Origin of the sequence: Serratia sp. CMO1 (assembly GCF_015689115.1) — a bacterium.
Taxonomy (GTDB): domain Bacteria; phylum Pseudomonadota; class Gammaproteobacteria; order Enterobacterales; family Enterobacteriaceae; genus Serratia; species Serratia marcescens.
Genome location: NZ_CP065032.1, coordinates 447,981 through 468,131 on the forward strand (window position 1 = coordinate 447,981; position 20,151 = coordinate 468,131).

Below are 20,151 nucleotides of genomic sequence, written 5' to 3' on the forward strand. Positions count from 1 at the left end.
CGGTTTGCGGGGGAAAGACATTATCACCGGAGTGCGGAGAATAAAGTGAAACGCAAAGACACTCTTAACAACGGCGTAAGAGCGAGGGGGTGAGGGTTATCTGTAGTTGAAGAATGCGAAGCTAAAGCAGCTGCGATGAGCCATCATCATAATATGGGTTGTGCGCCTGATGTGCGCCATTTTTCGGTTATTGTTTTCCATTTTCTAATCCACCTTGCTGAGTGAAAAGATGGCGCTATTTTAACGCAAGATGCACTAAAAATTGTGATGAGAATCACATAAATGCCGGTTTTGATAAATAACTATTCACCGGTTATGCAATGTGTTGCATAAGTATCATCCAGGCGCAGAGGTTGGCATGTAAATGAATTGCTAATGTTCGCGAGCCCTGAACACTTAATTTCAATGGCGCTCGGGAAGGAATAAAAAAAGCGGTCAAATAACCGGCTGCATAACGATCAAATAAATCTGTATTGTGTTATTTATGTTATCAACCTGCTTTATGTCAAAATAAATAAAAATTCACTATCTTTGTTTTTATATTCACTTTTGTTTTTTGGCGATTATCGTTATTTGTGACTCGCCTCAACAACGCAGGGTAAGATGAAGTGAGTGAACAGGGAGGCGAGTAACCTTGAATACCCCAGAACAACGGCAGCAGATTGCGGATTTTATCGGTAAACAACACGTCTTGACAATGTGCGCCGGCGACGGCCTCGACATGTGGTGCGCCAACTGTTTTTACGTGTTCGACGCCGCGACGATGGCGCTGTGGCTGATGACCGAACCGCACACCCGCCACGGCGGGCTGATGCTGAACAACGGCCGGGTGGTCGGCACCATCGCGCCGAAACCGAAAAGCATCGCGCTGATCCGCGGCGTGCAGTATCGCGCCGAGGCGGTGCTGCTGAGCGGCGAAGAGGCCGAGGCGGCGCGCGCGCGTTACTGCAAGCGCTTCCCGATCGCCAGGGCGATGAAGGCCTCGGTATGGCGGTTGGATCTGCACGAGGTGAAGATGACCGACAACACCCTGGGCTTCGGCAAGAAGCTGCATTGGGCGCGGTCTATACTTTAAATCGACGTATTGATTACAACGGGAGATCGCATGGCGCGAGCACTGTTAGTCGGCGCAACCGGGCTGGTGGGGCGCGAGTTGCTGCAGCTGTTGCAAAGCGATCCGCAGATAACGGCCATCGTGGCGCCGACGCGCACGCCGCTGCCGCCGCACGGCAAGCTGAGCAATCCGGTCGGTGATGCGCTGTTCGAACTGCTGAGCGGCCTGCAGCAGCCGGTCGATCTGGTGTTCTGCTGCCTGGGCACCACCCGCCAGGCGGCGGGCAGCGCCGATGCCTTCCGCTACGTCGATTACCAACTGGTGGTGGAGAGCGCGCTGACTGGCCGCCGGTTGGGGGCACAGCACTGTCTGGTGGTGAGCGCGTTGGGTGCCAACGCGGATTCCACCTTCCTGTATAACCGCACCAAAGGCGAGATGGAGCAGGCGCTGCGCGAACAGCGCTGGCCGCGCCTGACGCTGGTGCGGCCTTCCATGCTGGTGGGGGATCGCCCTGCGCCGCGCCTGATGGAGCGCCTTACGCTGCCGTTGTTCAGGCTGCTGCCCGGCAAATGGCGCGCGGTCGCCGCCAAAGACGTGGCGCAAACGCTGCTGCAGCAGGCGTTCACGCCGGGTGAAGGGGTCAGGGTGCTGGAGTCGGATCGGCTGCACTGCTACCGAGGCTGACGCTGAGGTGATCGAACGCCAGCTCCAGCCCGGTGGGCAGTTCGTGGTCCAGCAGCCACCGATCGAGATGATGGCTGATGTGCGTCAGCAGCGTGCGTTTGGGCTGCAGCAACCGCTGCGTCTCCTGCGCGCGGGTCAGATCGTTGTGGTTGCGCGGCGCCTGCGGCTGAGGCGGCAGGCTGCAGTCGAGCACCAGCAGATCCAGCGCCACGTTCTGCAGATAGTCGGCGGTGGCCGGCGGCAGGCCGACGGTGTCGGTCAGGTAGGCCAGCGCAGCGCCCCCCGCCTGGATCAGATAGCCGTGGGTCAGTTTGGAGTGTTGCAGCGGCAGCGGGGTGATGCGCATGCCGCCCAGTTCGACGGTGGTGAAGGGCGCCAGCGGCGGCTGAAACGCCAGAATGCCGGGGTGTTTGAACAGATCGTCGCAGCCCTGTTCATCCGGCGGGCCATATACCGGAATGGAATTTCCGCACCCCCAACGCAAAGGAAATAACCCCTGAACGTGATCCATGTGGTAATGTGTCAGTAAAAAACGTTGAATTTGCCCCGCCGAAAATCGCCGCTCCAAAGCCGGTAATCCCGCATCCAATAAGGTCGTTTCCCCCTGATAGTTGAGCATGGCGCTGCATGCTCGCCGCCGAAATGCCGGCTCGCGCCGCGCCCGTTGGCAGATAGGGCAGTCGCAGCCGAACACCGGCACCTGCTGCGCGCCGCCGGTGCCGAGAAAGGTCAGTTGCATCGCTCCCCTCCGTTAAAGGTACTTCTGCGCAAAGCGGTTGATGTCGCGAAAATCCGCCAGCCGCGCCTGCAGCGTGGCGTGATCCCAGTGCCACCACTGGCTGCGTTCGATGCGTTCTATCAGCGCGTCGTCAAAGCGCATGCCGATCTTTTTGGCCGCCACGCCGGCGACGATGCTGTAGGGCTCCACGTCCTTGGTGACCACCGCCGCGCTGCCGATCACCGCGCCGTTGCCGACGCTGACGCCCGGCATCAGGATGGCGTTATGGCCGATCCACACGTCGTGGCCGACGGTGACGTGGTGCTCGCGCCGCCAGTCGAAGAACGCTGCGTCGTCTTCCCCCAGCCCGTATTCGGAAGCGCGGTAGGTGAAGTGGTGCTGCGCGACGCGCTGGTAGGTCGGGTGGTTGCCGGGATTGATGCGCGCATAGGAGGCGATGGAGACGAACTTGCCGATAGTGGCGTAAAAGATCTGGTTGTGCCCGGCGGTGTAGGAGTAGTCCCCCATCTCTACCTCTTCCAGGATCGCATCGTCGGCCAGATGCACATACTGGCCGAGCCGGGTGCGGTTAAGGGTCACGTTGTCGCCGATTTTCGGCTGGGCGAAGTCGTTCATGGCGTCGCGTCCTGAGTTTGTCGGGTAGAGGTCGGCAGCAGCGCCAGCAGCGCCGCCAGGGTGTCGTCGAGTGGGCCGTCGTTGTGCAGCACCCGGCAGCCGGCGGGCAGGCTCTGCTGATATTCCGCCGCCCGCGCCAGCCGCTGCTCGATCTGTTCAGCGCTTTCCCGCCCCCGATCCTGCAGGCGCCGGCGCAGGATCGCGGCGTTGACCTGCAGGCATACCGGCAGCAGCTGTGCACCGTAGCGCTGCTGCGCCTGCGGCAGGTGGGCGCGTGAACCGTTGACCGCCACGTCGATCCCCTGCAGCAGCCAAAGATCCACTTCGATCCCGAACGCGTAGCGCTGCTGGTGGGCCTGCCAGTCGAGCGCGAACAGCCCCTTGGCGCGGCGGCGCAGAAATTCCGGTTCGCTCAGCGCGATGTGATTCTCGCAGCCGGCGTCCGCCGGCCGGGTGATGTAGCGGTGCGCCACCAGCGGCGCGCGGTCGGCGTCGGCCCGCAGTGCGGCCAGCAGGCTGTCCTTGCCTGCGCCGGAAGGCCCCATCAGATAGATGAGCCGCGCCATCAGAACACCTGCCTGCCCTGACGCCACACGTTCTGCACATAAACGTGCTCGCCGTGCGGCCGTGCCAGCACCAGATCCGCCCGTAATCCTTCGGCGAGGGTGCCGCGATCCTGCAGATCCAGCGCCCGCGCCGGGTTGCGGGTGATCATACGCACCGCCTGGGGCAGATCGTAGGCGTTGCGCTCGTCCGCTGCGAGGCGAAACGCCGCGTCCAGCAGGCTGGCCGGGTAATAATCGGAAGAGAGAATATCCAGCACCCCCAGCGCCGCCAGGTGGTGCGCCGCCACGTTGCCGGAGTGGGAGCCGCCGCGCACGATGTTCGGCGCGCCCATCAGCACCTGCAGGCCCTGCTGGTGCGAGGCGCGGGCGGCCGCCTCGGTGGTGGGGAACTCGGCGATGGCGCTTCCCAGCGCGCAGGATTCGGCCACGTGCGCGGCGGTGGCGTCGTCATGGCTGGCCAGCGAGATGCGGCGCGCGCGGCAGTGGGCGGCGATCGCCTCGCGGTTCGGCGCGGCCCAGCGGGCGGACAGGGCGACCTGCTGCGCCTCGTACTCGCTCATCTGCTGGTCGTTGAGGTGGTATTTGCCCTGATAATATTCGCGATACTTTTCGCGCGAGGCGAACTGGCGCTGGCCCGGCGAATGGTCCATCAGCGACACCAGCGACACGCCCGGCTTGTCCATCAGCTGTTCGAACAGCGGCAGGGTGCTCTCGTGCGGCAGCTCGCAGCGCAGGTGCAGCCGGTGCTCGGCGCGGTTCACCCCGGCGCGTTGGCTGTGGATCACCGCGTCGATCATCTTTTGCAGGTTTTCCAGCCGGTGGCCGCCGTCGCGCACGTCGCCGATCGCCACCGCGTCCAGCACCGTGGTGATGCCGTTGGCCACCATCAGCGCATCGTGGCTGCTCATCGCCGAATGGGCCGGCCAGTCGACGTTCGGGCGCGGGGTAAAGAACTTGTCCAGGTTGTCGGTATGCAGCTCGATCAGCCCCGGCAGCAGCCAGCCGCCGTCGCCGTCCAGCGCCTGCGGCAGCCGGCTCGGGCCGTCGGCGAAGCTGCGGATCATGCCGTCCTGCATCTCCAGCGAGCCTTGCACCACCTGGTCATCCAGCACCAGCTTAACGTTATTGACGATCATCAGAGGGCCTCCAGCGCCTGCGGCGCCTGCATGTCATAAAGCCGGTCGGCGACCTGTCGGCGGACGCCTTCATCATGGAAAATGCCGACGATCGCCGCGCCGCGCGCCTTGGCGCGTTCGATAAGCTGCACCACCGCCGCGCTGTTGCGGCTGTCGAGCGAAGCGGTCGGTTCGTCCAGCAACAGGATCGGGTAATCGACGATAAAACCGCGCGCGATGTTCACCCGCTGCTGCTCGCCGCCGGAGAAGGTGGACGGCGCCAGCGGCCACAGGCGATGCGGCACGTTGAGCGCGGCGAGCAGCGCTTCGGCGCGTTCGCGGCACTCGGCGCGCTCGACGCCCTGTTCCAGCAGCGGCTGCATCACCACCTCCAGCGCGCTGATGCGCGGGATCACCCGCAGGAACTGGCTGACCCAGCCCAGCGTATGGCGGCGCACCGCCAGAATCTGGCGCGCATCGGCGCTGACCATGTCCAGCCAGTCGCCCTGATGGTTGATCCAGATATGGCCGCTGTCCGGCAGGTAGTTGGCGTACAGCGAGCGCAGCAGGGTGGATTTGCCGCTGCCGGAGTGGCCGTGCAGCACCACGCATTCGCCGCCGTGGACCGTCAGGTTGGCGTCGTGCAGCACCGGCAGGCGGGTGCCGTACTGCTGATGCAGCACAAAGGTTTTACTGAGATGTTCAACTCGGATTTGCATAGTCATCTGTTATCGCCTTGGGTTACGACAGCACCGAAGAAACCAGCAGCTGGGTGTAAGGATGGTGCGGATCGTCGAGCACCCGATCGGTCAGGCCGCTCTCCACCACTTCGCCCTGTTTCATCACCAGCAGGCGGTGGGCCAGCAGCCGCGCCACGCCGAGATCGTGGGTGACGATCACCGCCGCCAGCTGCATTTCCACCACCAGATTGCGCAGCAGATCGAGCAGGCGCGCCTGCACCGACACGTCCAGCCCGCCGGTTGGCTCATCCATAAACACCAGCTTGGGGTGGGTGACCAGATTGCGGGCGATCTGCAGCCGCTGCTGCATGCCGCCGGAGAAGGTGGTCGGCAGATCGTCGAGGCGCGACAGCGGGATTTCGACGTCTTCCAGCCACTGGCCGGCCTGGCGGCGAATGTCGCCATAGTGGCGCTGGCCGATGGCCATCAGCCGCTCGCCGATGTTGCCGCCGGCGGAGACCTGCGGCCGCAGCCCGTCGAGCGGGTGCTGGTGCACCACGCCCCAGTCGGTGCGCAGCAGGCGGCGGCGATCGCTCTCCGCCATGGCGTACAGATCGTGTTCCTGGTCCGCCTGCGGGCGGTAAAGGATCTGCCCGCGCTGCGGCGCCAACCGCGCCGAGATCGACTTCAGCAGCGTGGTTTTGCCGGAGCCGGATTCGCCGACGATGCCCAGCACTTCACCGGGGTAGATGTCGAACGACACGTCGCTGAAGCCCTTGCCGGGGGCGTACAGGTGGGTGAGCCGCTTCACCGACAGCAGCGGGGTGGTGCTCAATGGGGTGGAAGTCATCAGTGCTGCGCCTCTTGCGAATATTGCGCCAGCTGCTGCCGGCAGTAGTCGGTGTCCGAACAGACGAACATGCGGTTGCCTTGATCGTCGAGCACCACCTCGTCCAGATAGCTGTGGCGCGAGCCGCACAGCGCGCAGGGTTCGTCCCACTGCTGCACGCTGAACGGATGGTCGTCGAAGTCCAGGCTCTCCACCTTGGTGAACGGCGGCAGGGCGTAGATGCGTTTCTCGCGCCCGGCGCCGAACAGCTGCAGCGCCGGCATCATGTGCATTTTCGGGTTGTCGAATTTCGGGATCGGCGACGGATCCATCACGTAGCGATCGTTGACCTTCACCGGGTAGGCGTAGGTGGTGGCGATATGGCCGTAGCGCGCGATGTCTTCATACAGCTTCACCTGCATCACGCCGTACTCCTCCAGCGCGTGCATCTTGCGGGTCTCGGTTTCGCGCGGTTCGATAAAGCGCAGCGGCTCCGGGATCGGCACCTGATAGATCAGGATCTGGTCTTCGCGCAACGCCGTTTCCGGAATGCGGTGACGGGTCTGGATTAGGGTGGCCTCCGGCGTGCGTTCGGTGGTTTCCACCCCGGCGACGCGCTGGAAGAAGCGGCGGATCGACACCGCGTTGGTGGTGTCGTCGGCGCCCTGGTCGATCACCTTCAGCACGTCGGCGCGGCCGATGACGCTGGCGGTGAGTTGAATGCCGCCGGTGCCCCAGCCGTAGGGCATCGGCATCTCGCGGCCGCCGAACGGCACCTGATAGCCGGGGATCGCCACCGCCTTCAGGATAGCGCGGCGGATCATGCGCTTGGTCTGCTCGTCCAGATAACCGAGGTTATAGCCGGTCAATACTTCACTCATCGCGGGCCTCCTGACGCTCGCTGTATTCCTGCCGCAGCCGCTTGAGCAGCTCCAGTTCGGCCTGGAAGTCGACGTAGTGCGGTAGCTTGAGATGGGAGACGAAGCCGGCGGCCTCGACGTTGTCGGCGTGGGCCAGCACGAACTCTTCGTCCTGCGCCGGGCCGGCGACGCCTTCGCCGTAGTCGGGGCTCTGCAATGCGCGATCCACCAACGCCATCGCCATCGCCTTGCGTTCGGCGCGACCGAACACCAGCCCGTAACCGCGGGTGAAGTGCGGCGGATGGTCCTTGGGATCGACGAAGCCGTTGACCATTTCGCACTCGGTCAGCAGGATTTCGCCGACATCGATGGCGAAGCCGAGCTCTTCAGGCACGATCTCCACCGAAACGTGGCCGGTGCGGATCTCGCCGGCGAACGGGTGGTTGCGGCCGTAGCCGCGCTGGGTGGCGTAGCCGAGCGCCAGCAGGAAGCCTTCGTCGCCGCGCACCAGCTGCTGCAGGCGCGCCGAGCGCGAGCAGGGGTAGACCGGTGGGTTGCGGGTGATGTCGTCCGGCGCGCTGCCGTCGTCCTGTTCCTCCCGCGCCAGCTGCTGGCGACACAACAGATCGAACACGTGGCTGCAGTTGTCCGGCAGCGGTTCGTCGGCCTGCGGCGCGCGCGGCGCCTCGCCTTCCGCCAGCAGCGCGAAGTCCAGCAGCCGGTGAGTGTAGTCGTAGGTCGGCCCCAGCACCTGCCCGCCGGGCAAGTCCTTGTAAACCGCCGAGATGCGCCGCTCCAGCCGCATGCTTTCGCTGGCCAGCGGCTCGCTGACCGCCAGGCGCGGCAGGGTGGTGCGATAGGCGCGCAGCAGGAAGATCGCCTCCACCAGATCGCCGCTGGCCTGTTTGATGGCCAGCGCCGCCAGCTCGCGATCGTAGATGCCGCCTTCGGTCATCACCCGATCTACCGCCAGCCCCAGCTGCTGTTCGATTTGTTCCGCGCCGATCGCCGGCAGCGCCTCGTCGCCACGCCGCAGCTGTTCCTGCAGCTGGTGGGCGGCCTCAATGGCTTTTTCGCCCCCTTTTACCGCTACGTACATCAGCACACCTCCACGCGGGTGGTCCGCGGGATCGCCAGCAGGCGATCGCCGCAGGTCAGCAAGATATCCAGCCCCAGCGGGAAGCGCTGCGGGCGGTTGACCAGATAATCCAGCAGCGCCGGCGGCAGGCGCGGCGCTATCAGGCGTTGGCTCTCGATGCCGGGGCCGGTCAGGCGCAGCGCGGCGCCGTTATCCAGCTCGGCGAGCTGCACGATGACCGTGGCGCCGCATTCCGGCGAGATTTCAGTGCCGTGCGGCAACGCCTGCAGATCGGCGGCCTGCACGTGCTCATCGAACAGGGCAAAGCAGACCTCCTGCGCCGTGGCGGCCAGCGGCGCGCCGCTGTGAAAACGAATGTTGGTTAGCACTTGCTCACTTTTAAGCGCAGCGCACAGCTGCAGCGGCGTTTCCTGATCGGCCAGCGTCAGCAGCGCGGCGGTGCTGGCGGCGTTCAGCGGCGTCCAAGCCGAGCCGCCCGGCAGCGTCACCCGGTGGCCCGGTTCGCTCAAGGCTTTAAGAATCAAACGGAAAGTGTGCTGCGATTGGTCTATCGGTTGTTCAAAACCGGTCAATAAACTCATGGCTTAATCCCCTCGCACCAGCGTAAAGAAGTCCACCCGGCTGGCGGCGATCGCCCGGGCGCGCAGCTGGCGCTGTTCGTGCTGCAGCGCGGCCAGCGGCGCGATCAGCTGTTGTTGCAGGCGTTCGCCGTGTTCCGGCTGTTGCAGCAGCGCATCGGCCAGCGCGCACAGCTCGGCGTGCGCCTTGTCGCGCCCGGCGATATAGCTGTAGCCGTAGCCGCCGTTGTCCAGCTGCACCACCGCGCGGGTGACCGTCATGTCCCCCAGCACGAAGCGGCGGCCGGTGGCGCCCATGCGCCCCTGCAGCTGGGCCAGGCCGATCTCCGGCGCGCGGATGCTGCGGTAACCCGGGCTGAGGTTCAGCGCCAGCCAGTGGCTGCGCAGCTGCTCGGGCCGGCTGTGCGCCAGCACCGACATCCAGCGTTGTCTCGACTCTAAGGCGTGCATTCAGTGCTCCATCGTCAGTTCAATCATGTCGGCGCGGGCCAGGCTGACGGAGTATTCCGCCACGTCTTCGCCGCCGCTGCGGACGTTAAGGGTGCGCACGCACAGCAGCGGCGCGTGGGTAGCGATCTCCAGCAGCCGGCTCTCTTTGGCCTGCGCGCGGCGCGCGCTGATGCGCGTCTGGCGGCGGGTCAGCGGCTGCTGGAGGTGCTGTTCGATAAACTGGTGCAGCGAACCGCTGTGGAACTGCTGCAGCGCCGGCCACCAGTCCAGATCGGGCAGATAGTGGTCGATCACGCTCATCGGCACGCCGTTGACCCGGCGCAGGGTGCGCAGGTGGATCACCATTTCGCCTTCTTCACGCGAGAGCGCGCTGGCGACATGCCCATTGCACGGCCGCAAGACTGCGAGTAAGCGCTCACTGGTGGGGTGGCTGCCCTGCTCGAACAGGTTCTGGCTGAAGCGGGTGTTGGCGTGCAGCGGGTAGTCGTAAGGCCGCATCAGCACCAGGATGCCGACGCCGTGGCGGCGCTGCAGCCAGCCGCGCTCTACCAGCTGATCCACCGCGCGGCGCAGGGTGTGGCGATTGACCTGATAGCGCTCGGCCAGCTGCTGTTCAGAAGGCAGGTAGTCGCCGCAGCGGTACTGCGTGCGCAGCTCCTGTTCCAGCTGCGCGGCGATCTGCTGATAGCGGGTGGGGTAAGTGGTCGGATGTCTAGATAACTCCATCATAATAAAAACCTCGTCATGCCGATGGCGGTGCGATGAAGGCGGAAGCTGTGCGTTTCATCGGGCGTCTACCCTGTGGTTTTCAAGTTGGCATCATGGTGACGGGCGCAGATGACAATCGCGTTACGCCTCGGTGGCGAACAGATGAACTATTTAGGACAGCCCGGGCGTGCACGAGCGGCGGCGGCGCGCTATGCTGGCGCCACTGTTGACTGACTCTGGCCGCTACCATGCCGCAACCTCTGAACGCCCCTGAACACGCCCCACGCGCCTGGCCGCTGTGGAAACCGATCCTGTTTCTGCTGGTGGTGGCCGTCGGCCTCTACTACGTCAAATGGCAGCCTTACTATGGCAAGGCCTTTGTGGCGGCGGACAGCCACTCGATCGGCAAATCGATCCTGGCCGACGGCGCCGCGAGCCCCTGGCTGGCGGCCTGGCAGTACGTGCTGGTCTACTTCACCGCGGTATGGAAGGCGGCGCTGCTCGGGGTGCTGTTAGGTTCGCTGGTGCAGGTGCTGATCCCGCGCGACTGGCTGGCGCGCACGCTCGGCCACCGGCGTTTTTCCGGCACCGTGCTGGGGGCGCTGATCGCGCTGCCGGGCATGATGTGCACCTGCTGCGCCGCACCGGTTGCCGCCGGCATGCGCCGCCAGTCGGTATCCAGCGGCGCCGCGCTGGCCTTTTGGCTCGCCAACCCGGTATTGAACCCGGCGACGCTGGTGTTCATGGGATTTGTGCTCGGTTGGCCGTTCGCCGCCATCCGCCTGGTGGCGGGCGTGGTGATGGTGCTGGGCATCGCCTGGCTGGTGCAGCGCGTGACCGCCAACGATCCGCAGCCCACCGCGCCGCAGCCGCCGGTGATGATGGCGCAGAGCGACGAGCAGCCGTTCCTCGCCCGCTGGGGCAAAGCGCTGTGGGCGCTGTTTTGGTCGACCATTCCGATCTACGTGCTGGCGGTGCTGGCGCTGGGCGCGGCGCGGGTCTGGCTGTTCCCGCACGCCGACGGCGCCGTCGACAATAGCCTGCTGTGGATCATCGGCCTGGCGATCGTCGGCTGCCTGTTCGTTATCCCCACCGCGGCGGAAATCCCGATCGTACAAACCATGATGCTGGCGGGCATGGGCGCCGGCCCGGCGCTGGCGCTGCTGATGACCCTGCCGGCGGTCAGCCTGCCTTCGCTGTTGATGCTCAACAAGGCCTTCTCCGCCCGGGCGCTGTGCCTGACGGCGGCGCTGGTGGCGCTGTGCGGCGCACTGACCGGCGTGGTGGGGATGGGGTTGGTGTAACGGATTCGTGACTTGACGCTATCTCAATGGAGGAGATGGCAACTTTGAACGTATAAGAAACGGTAACGCAGTTTGTATAAGCCATTCGGAGGCAGAAAAACGAATGGCTCTATTCAAAGCGAAAATCATGGCGCGCTATCGGCGGGGGGGCTGAGGGGGGGGGGGGGGGGGCAGGATTGGGTTGATGTTTCTGTGGAAAAAACAGTATTTCAGCTGGTGAACGGCTTTGAGCGAAGAACGGACACTCGGTTAAAAGATAAATTAATTTCAGCAGCAGAAAAGAGAATATTTATCTTTATACATCCCTCCCCTTAAAGTAATAATGTTCGATATTGTAATTATTTCAGGGAGAACCAATCATGGATAAACACTGGCTATTTAGATGTTCTATTAGCCAGTGCTATTAGATAATCAGTTAAAGATTTGAGCTAAAGAATGGCTTCACCGCAGGATGTACAATAAATTGTTCCTCGAGATATACCATTGGATTATCTCTTGCTGCGTACTGAGGGATTTTGTTTCCTCTCTTTCCGGTTATATAATTCCCCACAACCCCCACGGTATACAATTTTTTTAAAAGTTCACCGGCTTTATGACTTTGGTCCAAACTATCAACTTCAGAATAAATGCCGGCAAGCTCAGTCATTTGATTTTTAAATTCATGAATAGTAAATGGATTCCTAAACTTACTTAGCACTCGTGACAAACCTTCTATTTGCATAGCTGTCATTGATGCAGATAGCTCTTCGCCTATCTCAACCCAACTCTCTGAGGAGTATAATTTTTTTGACTCATCAAAATGACGTTGCAATAAGACATCTACATTTTTAAAGGATTTTAATGCAACTTCCATTAATCTTACAAGATCTCTAGGGCGGTACCATGTCTGAGCCAATGAGAACTCTCTAAAGTCTTTACCATGGAAATTACCTTTAAAGTACTTGCTCCATATATCTCCATGTTCAGAGATTCCATGAATTTTTTCTGTGGCCAGTATCCTTGATTCAATAATTTTAATTAAAGGATGATTGGTTTTGTCTTTTGAATAACGACTCCATGCTAGAGTATCTCCAAAATCAAATAGAGGTTTATTAATTTCCTTGCCAATACTTCTGGCGGACTGCATAACCTCCGATCTAACTGCCAAAATAAAGTTTATATTAAATGATTGCTTTCTGCTTATTTGGTTTAATCGATCTATACTAGTAATGAGATCTCTTACCAGATGAATATCTCTACTTGTAGATGCGTCATCTAAAACCCTAATTTCGAGTTCATCTACAAATATGATATTTCTAGTTGATGTGGAAATTAACTCCTTATATTTCTCATCACAAACCTTACAGTATTCCGAAAAGTTAACAACCTTTTTCTTATCAATCATTTCAAAATCAAATTCGAATTTTGGATCTTTAGAAAGAACTACTTTACCCCCTTTAACTTTTGGCAATGATATAGATGAATTTATATTCCCTGGGGATATTGCTAGAATTAGATCTTTAAACTCATTCCAAATCTTATTTTTTTGAAATGCATCAATTTTATCTGAGAGAGTGAGAGATACAATTGTTTTATATACGTACATTCTCCAAGCCTGTTCATAATCATATTGGCTATTAGTAGTATCTGGTTGAGGGGTTGTTGAGATTATTGAGTTATGCAAAGATTCTCTTTCATATGAATCAAACTCAGATTTAAATAAAATAAAACTTGTTTTAATGTTTTTTTTATCAGCTTTGATTTGTATAAATCTCAATAAAGCTGTTTTCCCAGTTCCTTTAAGACCCGATATGTAATATTTCTTGCCATTCAGGTAATCATCTAAATTTATATTTGGAGGCAATACATAACTGTCTTCAAAATATTTTATTTCCGCAGGGGTCCTTCCGTCAACTTCATGTTTAGCGTCTATACTTCCAAAATTAACATCGCTAATTTTCATAAGTCATCTCCTAATCAATTCCTTGTAACTTTCAAGTGCAGCATCAATTGTGCATAAATCGTTTTAGGTGCAGAGAAGTTTTTATACAAAACACAATAAAGATATCATATGTTCACATGTTCTGTCCAATTTTAAAAAAACATGTCTAGGTCAGAAACTATAGTTCACCACCTAAGTAGCTACATTTTTAATTATTATAAAGGTATTGGATGTCACACTTTCAGAATTATTTCAACTCTCATTCAATGAGATTGCCGACAAGAACTTGTAAGGTAAATTCCCATTGGATATAATTGAATGAAAAATAAAAACCAAAAACTCGGCATCAAAAGAAGCCTCGTTTAATATATTGATGAAGTGCTTTTAAGCATAATAGAGAATTATATGGCGAGAATGTTTCTGTAAGAAAAATAGTAAATTTTACGGGGGGGGCTTTAAGAGTTTAATCCACAGATGTCATTTAAGCTAAGCATTACACAATTAGATCGAGGTAATTTAGCCATCACCTAATTCTAAACTTGTCGTGATGTAAAAATGTTCGCTTCGGCACAAAGCCGCCTATCAGATCAGGTTTAGCTCTGTGCCGTAGCCATATCATGCCGACTTTGTATTAACACACGTCGAGACACGCACTATCAGCTCATCGCAACCTATGCACCACTTGGTTGCTGCTGCCGCGCCAAATCAGCGCCGGGTCTTGCAAATCCTGCACGAACTTGCCGTCGATCAGCACGTTGATCCTGTCCACCACCTGCATTTGCTGTGCGTCCAGCTCCGCCAGCCGGTAGCCGGTCCACAGCCAGATATCCTTGCCAGGGCACTCGGCGCGCACCCGTTTCACCAGCGTTAAGATGCTCGGCACGTTGGCCGGGTGCAGCGGATCGCCGCCGGAGAGCGACAGCCCCTGGCGCGGCACGCGCGTATCGTTCAGATCGGCGATGATGCGGTCTTCCAGCGCCGGGGTAAACGGCAGGCCGGAGTTGAGCCGCCAGGTGCTTTTGTTGTAGCAGCCGGGGCACTGGTGCACGCAGCCGGCGACAAACAGCGTGCAGCGGGTGCCGGGGCCGTTGACCACGTCGATTGGATAGTACTGGTGATAATTCATGTGAGGCCTGCCCATCAGGCTATTTTACTGGCCATTTTGCCTCCGGGCAGTGCTGCCAATCCTCACGTACTGCGTGTACGCTGCGGTTGGTGCGCGCTGGCCGAAGGCAAACTGGCTGCGACAATCACGCCTGTTGAACAGGCTTCTGCATAGGCTGCACGGCGCTTTTCAGCCGAGCTGCCCATTGCCGAGATGTTTCACCCGGCGTTTCACCTCTTCCTGCTTGCCGGCGTTGAACGGCCGGGCATCGGGGCTGCCGAGATAGCCGCACACCCGGCGGGTGACCGAGACCTTGGCCGAATCGTGGTTGCCGCATTTCGGGCAGGTGAAGCCTTTGCTGGTGCAGGAGAATTCACCGGTGAAGCCGCATTCGTAGCACTCGTCGATCGGCGTGTTGGTGCCGTAGTAAGGCACCCGGCTGTAGCTGTAGTCCCACACGTCTTCCAGCGCCTTCAGGTTGTGCTGCAGGTTCGGGTATTCGCCGTAGCAGATGAAGCCGCCGCTGGCCAACGGTGGGTAGGGCGCTTCGAAGTCCAGCTTGTCGTACGGATTGACCTTCTTCTCCACGTCGAGGTGGAAGCTGTTGGTGTAATAGCCCTTGTCGGTGACGCCCGGCACCACGCCGAAATCGGCGGTGTCCAGCCGGCAGAAGCGATCGCACAGGTTTTCGCTCGGCGTGCTGTAGAGGCTGAAGCCGTAGCCGGTCTCGTCTTTCCAGGCGTCGACGGCGGCGCGCAGCCGTGCGACGATCGCCACCGCTTTGGCGCGCAGCGCCTCGTCGTCATACACGTGGTTTTCGCCGCCGAACAGCGCATTGATGGTCTCGTGCAGGCCGATATAGCCCAGCGAAATTGAGGCGCGGCCGTGCTTGAAGATATCGGCGATGTTGTCGTCGGCCTTGAGCCGCACGCCGCAGGCGCCTTCCATGTACAAGATTGGCGCCACCCGCGCCTTGATGCCTTCCAGCCGGGCGATGCGCGTCATCAGCGCCTTTTTCGCCAGCTGCAGGCGCTGATCCAGCAGCGTCCAGAAGCGCGACTCATCGCCCATCGCCTCCAGCGCGATGCGCGGCAGGTTGAGGCTGATGACGCCGATGTTGTTGCGGCCGTCGTGCACCAGCTCGCCGTCCTGCTCGTAGGTGCCGAGGAAGCTGCGGCAGCCCATCGGCGTTTTGAACGAGCCGGTGACCTTCACCACCTGATCGTAGTTGAGGATGTCCGGGTACATGCGCTTGCTGGCGCACTCCAGCGCCAGCTGCTTGATGTCGTAGTTCGGGTCGCCGTACTGGTGGTTGAGGCCGTCGCGGATGGCGAACACCAGTTTGGGGAACACGGCGGTCTTGCGGTTTTTACCCAGCCCGGCGATGCGGTTTTTCAATATCGAGCGCTGGATCAGGCGCGACTCCCAGCTGGTGCCGAGGCCGAAGCCGAAGGTGACGAACGGCGTCTGGCCGTTGGCGGTGTGCAGGGTGTTAACCTCGTACTCCAGCGACTGGAAGGCGTCGTAACACTCTTTCTCGGTGCGCGCCATGGCATAGCCTTTGGCGTCCGGGATCTGCCACTCTTCCGCCACCTGCAGGTGTTTGCGGAAGCTCTCGTCGACGAACGGCGCCAGAATTTCATCGATGCGGTTGATGGTGGTGCCGCCATAAATATGGCTGGCGACCTGGGCGATGATCTGCGCGGTCACGGCGGTGGCGGTGGAGATCGACTTCGGCGGCTCAATCTCGGCGTTGCCCATCTTGAAGCCGTTGGTCAGCATGCCTTTCAGATCGATCAGCATGCAGTTGAACATCGGGAAGAACGGCGAGTAGTCGAGATCGTGGTAGTGAATTTCGCCGCGTTCATGGGCCAGCACCACGTCGCGCGGCAGGATGTGCTGCTTGGCGTAGTGTTTGGCGACGATGCCCGCCAGCAGGTCGCGCTGGGTGGGGATCACCTTGCTGTCCTTGTTGGCGTTTTCGTTCAGCAGCGCGCGGTTGCTCTGCTCGACCAGGCCGCGAATTTCCTGGTTCAGGCGGCCGCGCAGCTCGCGCGCCACGTCGCGATCGTGGCGGTATTCGATATAGGCGCGCGCCAGCTGTTTGTACTCGCCGGCCATCAGCTGGTTTTCCACCGCCTGCTGGATCTCGTGGATATCGACGCGCGGCTGTTGCTCCATGCGCTGAGCGACCACGCGGGCGACGGTGGCGCAGTAGTCGGCGTCGACCACGCCCACCGCCAGCGCGGCGCGCTCGATGGCCTGCGCAATGCGCGCTTCGTCAAAAGGTACCTGGCAACCGTCCCGCTTAATCACTACTGGTTTCACGTTGTACTCCTTGTTCCCCGAGGGAGCGTTCATACCCGCCTGACGCGGCGAGCAACCGTCAAATTTCGCTTATCCACAGGGCAAAGCCGCAGCGCGCAAGGGCTGTGGCGGCGTGTGGATGATTTTGTGGATAACTACTATATATAGGTGTTCGCAATTCTTAATGCACTATATATAGATATTGGCGCGATTCTTTTGATGTAGAACAAGGAAAACGGAAGAGCGTGCGCAAGCTGAACAGACGTCAATCGCCCGCCGGCCGATCGCGAAAATGTTCCAGCAGAAAATCGACCCAGACGCGCACCCGCGGCGGCAGATCCGCCGAAGCGTAATAGAGCCACAGCTGCACCGGGCGCGGCCAGCATTCCGCCAGCACCGGCCGCAGCGTGCCCTGCTCGAAGTGTTTCTCGACGTACCAGTGCGCCAGGTTGACGATGCCCAGCCCGGCCAGCGCTGCATCCAGCAACATCTCCGGGCGGCTGACCACCAGGCGGCCGTTCAGATCCAGCGCCAGCGTTTCGCCCTGATGGCGCAGCTGCCATTTGACGTGGCGGCCGTTGGCCGGGTTACGGTGCAGCAGGCAGTCGTGCCGCAGCAGATCGTGCGGCGTTTGCGGTTCACCGCGCCGCGCCAGATAGTCGGGTGACGCCGCTAGCACCATATGCATCGGGTAGAGCGGGCGGGCCACCAGCCGGCTGTCGGGATCGACCCGGCTGCCGATGCCGACGTCAAAACCTTCGCCCACCAGATTCACCACCCGCGCATCCAGCGACAGATCGAGATCGATCTGCGGGTAGCGCGCCAGAAATTGCGGGATCAACGGCATCAGCATCTGGCGGCCGAAGCCGGGGATCATCGTGATGCGCACCACCCCGGCAGGCGCCTGCCGTTCGCCGCCGGCGCTTTCCAGCGTCGCCGCCAATGCCTGCCACAGCGGCGCCACCTGCGCCAGCAGCGCTTTGCCCTCGTCGGTCAGCAGCACGTTGTGGGTGTTGCGCTGAAACAGCCGCAGCGCCAGCTTCTCTTCCAGCGCGCGGATGTTTTTGCTGACCGCCGCCGGCGTCACGCCCAGCTGGCGAGCGGCAGCGGAGAAATTTTGCGCCTGTGCGGCGGCGAGGAAGGCCGGCAGCAGGCGGTGCACGTCAAAGGGCAGCGACATAGTGGTTGATACTTTCGGTTGAAATTGAAGTGACCTTTAACAGCCTACACCCGAAGCGGCGGAAATGGAAAAATGCCCTCATCTTCTTATGACCGAGGAATCGTTATGTCACGCATTTTAGTGTTAACCGCCCACCGCACCCCCGACGAGTCACGCATTAATAAGGCGTTGATCGAGGCCGTACGCCCGCTGCCCAACGTGACCGTTCACGAACTGATCCGCGCGTACCCGGATTACCGCATCGACGTGGCGCGCGAGCAGGAACTGCTGCAGAGCCATGATGCGGTAGTGATGCTGTTCCCGTTTTATTGGTACAGCTCGCCGGCGATCCTCAGCGAATGGCAGGATGCGGTATTAACCTACGGTTTCGCCTACGGCAGCGCAGGCACCCAGCTGCACGGCAAGCCGCTGCAGCTGGTGGTGAGCACCGGCGGCAACGCGCAGGCTTATACGGCGCAAGGGTATAACCGTTATCCGGTGCAGGATCTGCTGCTGCCGTTCCACGCCATGGCCAACCTGACCGGCATGGATTATCTGCCGCCGCATCTGGTGCAGGGCGTGAGCGACATGAGCGATGAGCAGTTGGCGCAAGAGGCCGCCGGGGTGGCGGCGCTGCTGGGGAAATGGTAGGGCGCAGCGCTCGCCGCGCCCTGTGGGGTCAGTCTTCGAGCAGCCACCACACCGCTTCGAACGGCCGCAGCGTCAGCGCCTGCGGCTGATCCGCTGAGTCGCTGTAGTTGCTCATCAGCGGGCGCCACTGCGCGGAGGCTTCCACGCCTTCCGCCGCCCAGGCCTGCGGCTCGCGGCTCAGGTTGGCCGCCACCAGCAGGCGCTGGCCGTTCCAGCTGCGCTGATAGCACCACAGCGCCGGGTGTTCCGGCGCCAGATCCTGATAGTCGCCGTAGGTCAGCAGCGGATACTGCTTGCGCAGGGTGATCAGCTGGCGGTAGGCGTAAAACACCGAGTCGAGGTCGGCCAGCGCCGCTTCGGCGTTGATCTGCGGGTAGTTCTCGGCGCAGCCGATCCACGGCGTGCCGGTGGTGAAACCGGCGTGCGGCGCGGCGCTCCACTGCATCGGCGTGCGGCCGTTGTCGCGCGATTTGTCGGCCAGGATCGCCAGCAGTTCGGCGTCGCCGCGGCCCTGAGCGCGCAGTTCAGCGTACATGTTCAGGCTTTCCACGTCGCGATACTGCTCGATGGCGCGGAAGCCGGGGTTGGTCATGCCGATCTCTTCACCCTGGTAGATATAAGGCGTGCCCTGCATGCCGTGCAGCACCATCGCCAGCATTTTGGCGGCCGGCGCCCGCAGTGCGCCTTCATCGCCGAAGCGCGACACGATGCGCGGCTGATCGTGGTTGCACCAGAACAGCGCGTTCCAGGCGCGGTTATGCATCCCTTGCTGCCAGTGGCGGAAGATCTGCTTCAGTTCCACGTAATCCGGCGCCGCCCGCGTCCATTTTTCGCCGCCGGCGTAGTCCACCTTCAGGTGGTGGAAGTTGAAGGTCATCGACAGCTCTTCGCCGCTCTGCGCCGCGTACTGCTGGCAATGCTCAAGCGTGGTGGAAGACATCTCGCCCACCGTCATCAGGCCGCGCGGCTGAAACACCTCGCGGCTCATCTCCTGCAGGAACTCGTGGATGCGCGGGCCGTCGGTATAGAAGCGGCGGCCGTCGCCCTGGCTGTCGGACGGGAAGTCCTGCTGTTTGGACACCAGGTTGATCACGTCGAGGCGCAGACCGTCGACGCCTTTGTCCGCCCAGAACTGACACACTTTCTTCAGCTCTTCGCGCACCGGCGGGTGTTCCCAGTTGAGATCCGCCTGCTCGGTGGCGAACAGGTGCAGGTAGTACTGGCCGCTGTCGGCGTGCCATTGCCAGGCGTTGCCGCCGAACTTGGAGCGCCAGTTGTTCGGCGGCGTTTCACCTTCGCCGTCGCGCCAGACGTAGAACTGACGATACGGGCTGTGGCGATCCTGCGCGGCCTTGAACCACGGGTGCTCGGTCGAGGTGTGGTTGAATACCATGTCCATCACGATGCGGATGCCGCGCTGGTGGGCGGCGGCGACCAGCTGCTCGAAGTCCGCCATCGTGCCGTAAGCCGGATCGATGGCGCAGTAGTCCGCCACGTCATAGCCGTTGTCCACCTGCGGCGATACGTAGACCGGCGTCAGCCAGATGGCGTCTACGCCCAGCTCCTGCAGATAGTCCAGCCGCCGGGTCACGCCGGCCAAATCGCCGTAGCCGTTGCCGGTGCTGTCCTGAAAACTCTTCGGATAAATTTGGTAGATGACGCCGTTCTGCCACCAAGGGGTTGGGTTGCTCATAGATCAATACCTTTGAATCGTGACAACGAGCCTG

The 20,151-nt window shown here is 60.5% G+C and carries 21 protein-coding genes; 4 read left to right on the top strand and 17 right to left on the bottom strand.

Annotation, left to right across the window (positions count from 1 at the left end):
- Window positions 1-96 precede the first annotated feature (96 nt).
- Window positions 97-201: a leader peptide SpeFL gene (gene speFL / locus IT763_RS02065; RefSeq protein ID WP_004933443.1), complete on the bottom strand. Its 105-nt coding sequence runs from the start codon at window positions 199-201 to the stop codon at window positions 97-99.
- Between the two features lie 433 nt (window positions 202-634).
- Between speFL and IT763_RS02070 the strand changes: the two genes are divergently transcribed.
- Window positions 635-1,075: a YhbP family protein gene (locus tag IT763_RS02070; RefSeq protein WP_206195113.1), complete on the top strand. Its 441-nt coding sequence runs from the start codon at window positions 635-637 to the stop codon at window positions 1,073-1,075.
- A gap of 30 nt (window positions 1,076-1,105) precedes the next feature.
- Window positions 1,106-1,738 (top strand): NAD(P)H-binding protein, encoded by a 633-nt coding sequence (locus IT763_RS02075; RefSeq protein WP_206195114.1) that lies wholly within the window; start codon window positions 1,106-1,108, stop codon window positions 1,736-1,738.
- On the opposite strand, the gene phnP is transcribed toward IT763_RS02075, so the two are convergent.
- The 11 genes from phnP to phnF are packed head-to-tail and all read right to left on the bottom strand — an operon-like array spanning window position 1,695 to window position 9,998.
- A complete protein-coding gene (gene phnP / locus IT763_RS02080; RefSeq protein ID WP_049300827.1) occupies window positions 1,695-2,477 on the bottom strand; it encodes a phosphonate metabolism protein PhnP in 783 nt (260 codons plus the stop codon). The genes IT763_RS02075 and phnP overlap by 44 nt on opposite strands.
- A 12-nt stretch (window positions 2,478-2,489) precedes the next feature.
- Window positions 2,490-3,092 carry a DapH/DapD/GlmU-related protein gene (locus tag IT763_RS02085; RefSeq protein WP_049243056.1) on the bottom strand — a complete coding sequence of 201 codons (603 nt, stop codon included), beginning with the start codon at window positions 3,090-3,092 and terminating at the stop codon, window positions 2,490-2,492.
- A complete protein-coding gene (phnN, locus tag IT763_RS02090) occupies window positions 3,089-3,658 on the bottom strand; it encodes a ribose 1,5-bisphosphokinase (RefSeq protein ID WP_206195115.1) in 570 nt (189 codons plus the stop codon). The genes IT763_RS02085 and phnN overlap by 4 nt, the downstream gene beginning before the upstream one ends.
- Entirely contained in the window at window positions 3,658-4,794 is a 1,137-nt protein-coding gene (gene phnM / locus IT763_RS02095; RefSeq protein ID WP_176063777.1) for an alpha-D-ribose 1-methylphosphonate 5-triphosphate diphosphatase, read from the bottom strand. Before phnM ends, phnN begins: the two co-directional genes overlap by 1 nt.
- Entirely contained in the window at window positions 4,794-5,498 is a 705-nt protein-coding gene (phnL, locus tag IT763_RS02100) for a phosphonate C-P lyase system protein PhnL (RefSeq protein ID WP_047025107.1), read from the bottom strand. Before phnL ends, phnM begins: the two co-directional genes overlap by 1 nt.
- Before the next feature lie 16 nt (window positions 5,499-5,514).
- Window positions 5,515-6,303, bottom strand: coding sequence for a phosphonate C-P lyase system protein PhnK (phnK, locus tag IT763_RS02105; RefSeq protein WP_079450005.1), 789 nt, complete (start codon window positions 6,301-6,303; stop codon window positions 5,515-5,517).
- Complete coding sequence (locus tag IT763_RS02110) at window positions 6,303-7,163, bottom strand: alpha-D-ribose 1-methylphosphonate 5-phosphate C-P-lyase PhnJ (RefSeq protein WP_206195116.1); 861 nt, start codon at window positions 7,161-7,163, stop codon at window positions 6,303-6,305. The genes phnK and IT763_RS02110 overlap by 1 nt, the downstream gene beginning before the upstream one ends.
- A complete protein-coding gene (locus tag IT763_RS02115) occupies window positions 7,156-8,241 on the bottom strand; it encodes a carbon-phosphorus lyase complex subunit PhnI (RefSeq protein WP_151254738.1) in 1,086 nt (361 codons plus the stop codon). The genes IT763_RS02110 and IT763_RS02115 overlap by 8 nt, the downstream gene beginning before the upstream one ends.
- Window positions 8,241-8,822: a phosphonate C-P lyase system protein PhnH gene (gene phnH / locus IT763_RS02120; protein ID WP_206195117.1), complete on the bottom strand. Its 582-nt coding sequence runs from the start codon at window positions 8,820-8,822 to the stop codon at window positions 8,241-8,243. The genes IT763_RS02115 and phnH overlap by 1 nt, the downstream gene beginning before the upstream one ends.
- 3 nt (window positions 8,823-8,825) lie before the next feature.
- Window positions 8,826-9,269: a phosphonate C-P lyase system protein PhnG gene (gene phnG / locus IT763_RS02125; protein WP_033631646.1), complete on the bottom strand. Its 444-nt coding sequence runs from the start codon at window positions 9,267-9,269 to the stop codon at window positions 8,826-8,828.
- Window positions 9,270-9,998: a phosphonate metabolism transcriptional regulator PhnF gene (phnF, locus tag IT763_RS02130; RefSeq protein ID WP_015376439.1), complete on the bottom strand. Its 729-nt coding sequence runs from the start codon at window positions 9,996-9,998 to the stop codon at window positions 9,270-9,272.
- Between the two features lie 227 nt (window positions 9,999-10,225).
- On the opposite strand from phnF, the gene IT763_RS02135 reads away from it, so the two are divergent.
- A complete protein-coding gene (locus tag IT763_RS02135) occupies window positions 10,226-11,281 on the top strand; it encodes a permease (RefSeq protein ID WP_206195118.1) in 1,056 nt (351 codons plus the stop codon).
- Between the two features lie 415 nt (window positions 11,282-11,696).
- Here the strand turns inward: IT763_RS02135 and IT763_RS02140 are convergent, their stop codons facing one another.
- The 4 genes from IT763_RS02140 to IT763_RS02155 form a co-directional block, all read right to left on the bottom strand.
- On the bottom strand, window positions 11,697-13,223 hold the full coding sequence (locus IT763_RS02140; protein WP_164145701.1) for a P-loop ATPase, Sll1717 family: 1,527 nt from the start codon (window positions 13,221-13,223) through the stop codon (window positions 11,697-11,699).
- Window positions 13,224-13,863: 640 nt separating this feature from the next.
- On the bottom strand, window positions 13,864-14,328 hold the full coding sequence (nrdG, locus tag IT763_RS02145) for an anaerobic ribonucleoside-triphosphate reductase-activating protein (RefSeq protein WP_164052157.1): 465 nt from the start codon (window positions 14,326-14,328) through the stop codon (window positions 13,864-13,866).
- Between the two features lie 168 nt (window positions 14,329-14,496).
- On the bottom strand, window positions 14,497-16,635 hold the full coding sequence (nrdD, locus tag IT763_RS02150; protein ID WP_102985537.1) for an anaerobic ribonucleoside-triphosphate reductase: 2,139 nt from the start codon (window positions 16,633-16,635) through the stop codon (window positions 14,497-14,499).
- A 244-nt stretch (window positions 16,636-16,879) separates the two neighbouring features.
- Entirely contained in the window at window positions 16,880-17,794 is a 915-nt protein-coding gene (locus tag IT763_RS02155; protein ID WP_206195119.1) for a LysR family transcriptional regulator, read from the bottom strand.
- Window positions 17,795-17,899: 105 nt separating this feature from the next.
- Between IT763_RS02155 and IT763_RS02160 the strand changes: the two genes are divergently transcribed.
- The gene (locus IT763_RS02160) at window positions 17,900-18,424 is read left to right on the top strand and encodes an NAD(P)H-dependent oxidoreductase (protein WP_115435457.1); all 525 of its coding nucleotides are present in this window, start codon (window positions 17,900-17,902) and stop codon (window positions 18,422-18,424) included.
- 28 nt (window positions 18,425-18,452) lie between these two features.
- Here the strand turns inward: IT763_RS02160 and treC are convergent, their stop codons facing one another.
- Window positions 18,453-20,117, bottom strand: coding sequence for an alpha,alpha-phosphotrehalase (gene treC, locus IT763_RS02165; protein WP_176063766.1), 1,665 nt, complete (start codon window positions 20,115-20,117; stop codon window positions 18,453-18,455).
- Between the last annotated feature and the right edge of the window lie 34 nt (window positions 20,118-20,151).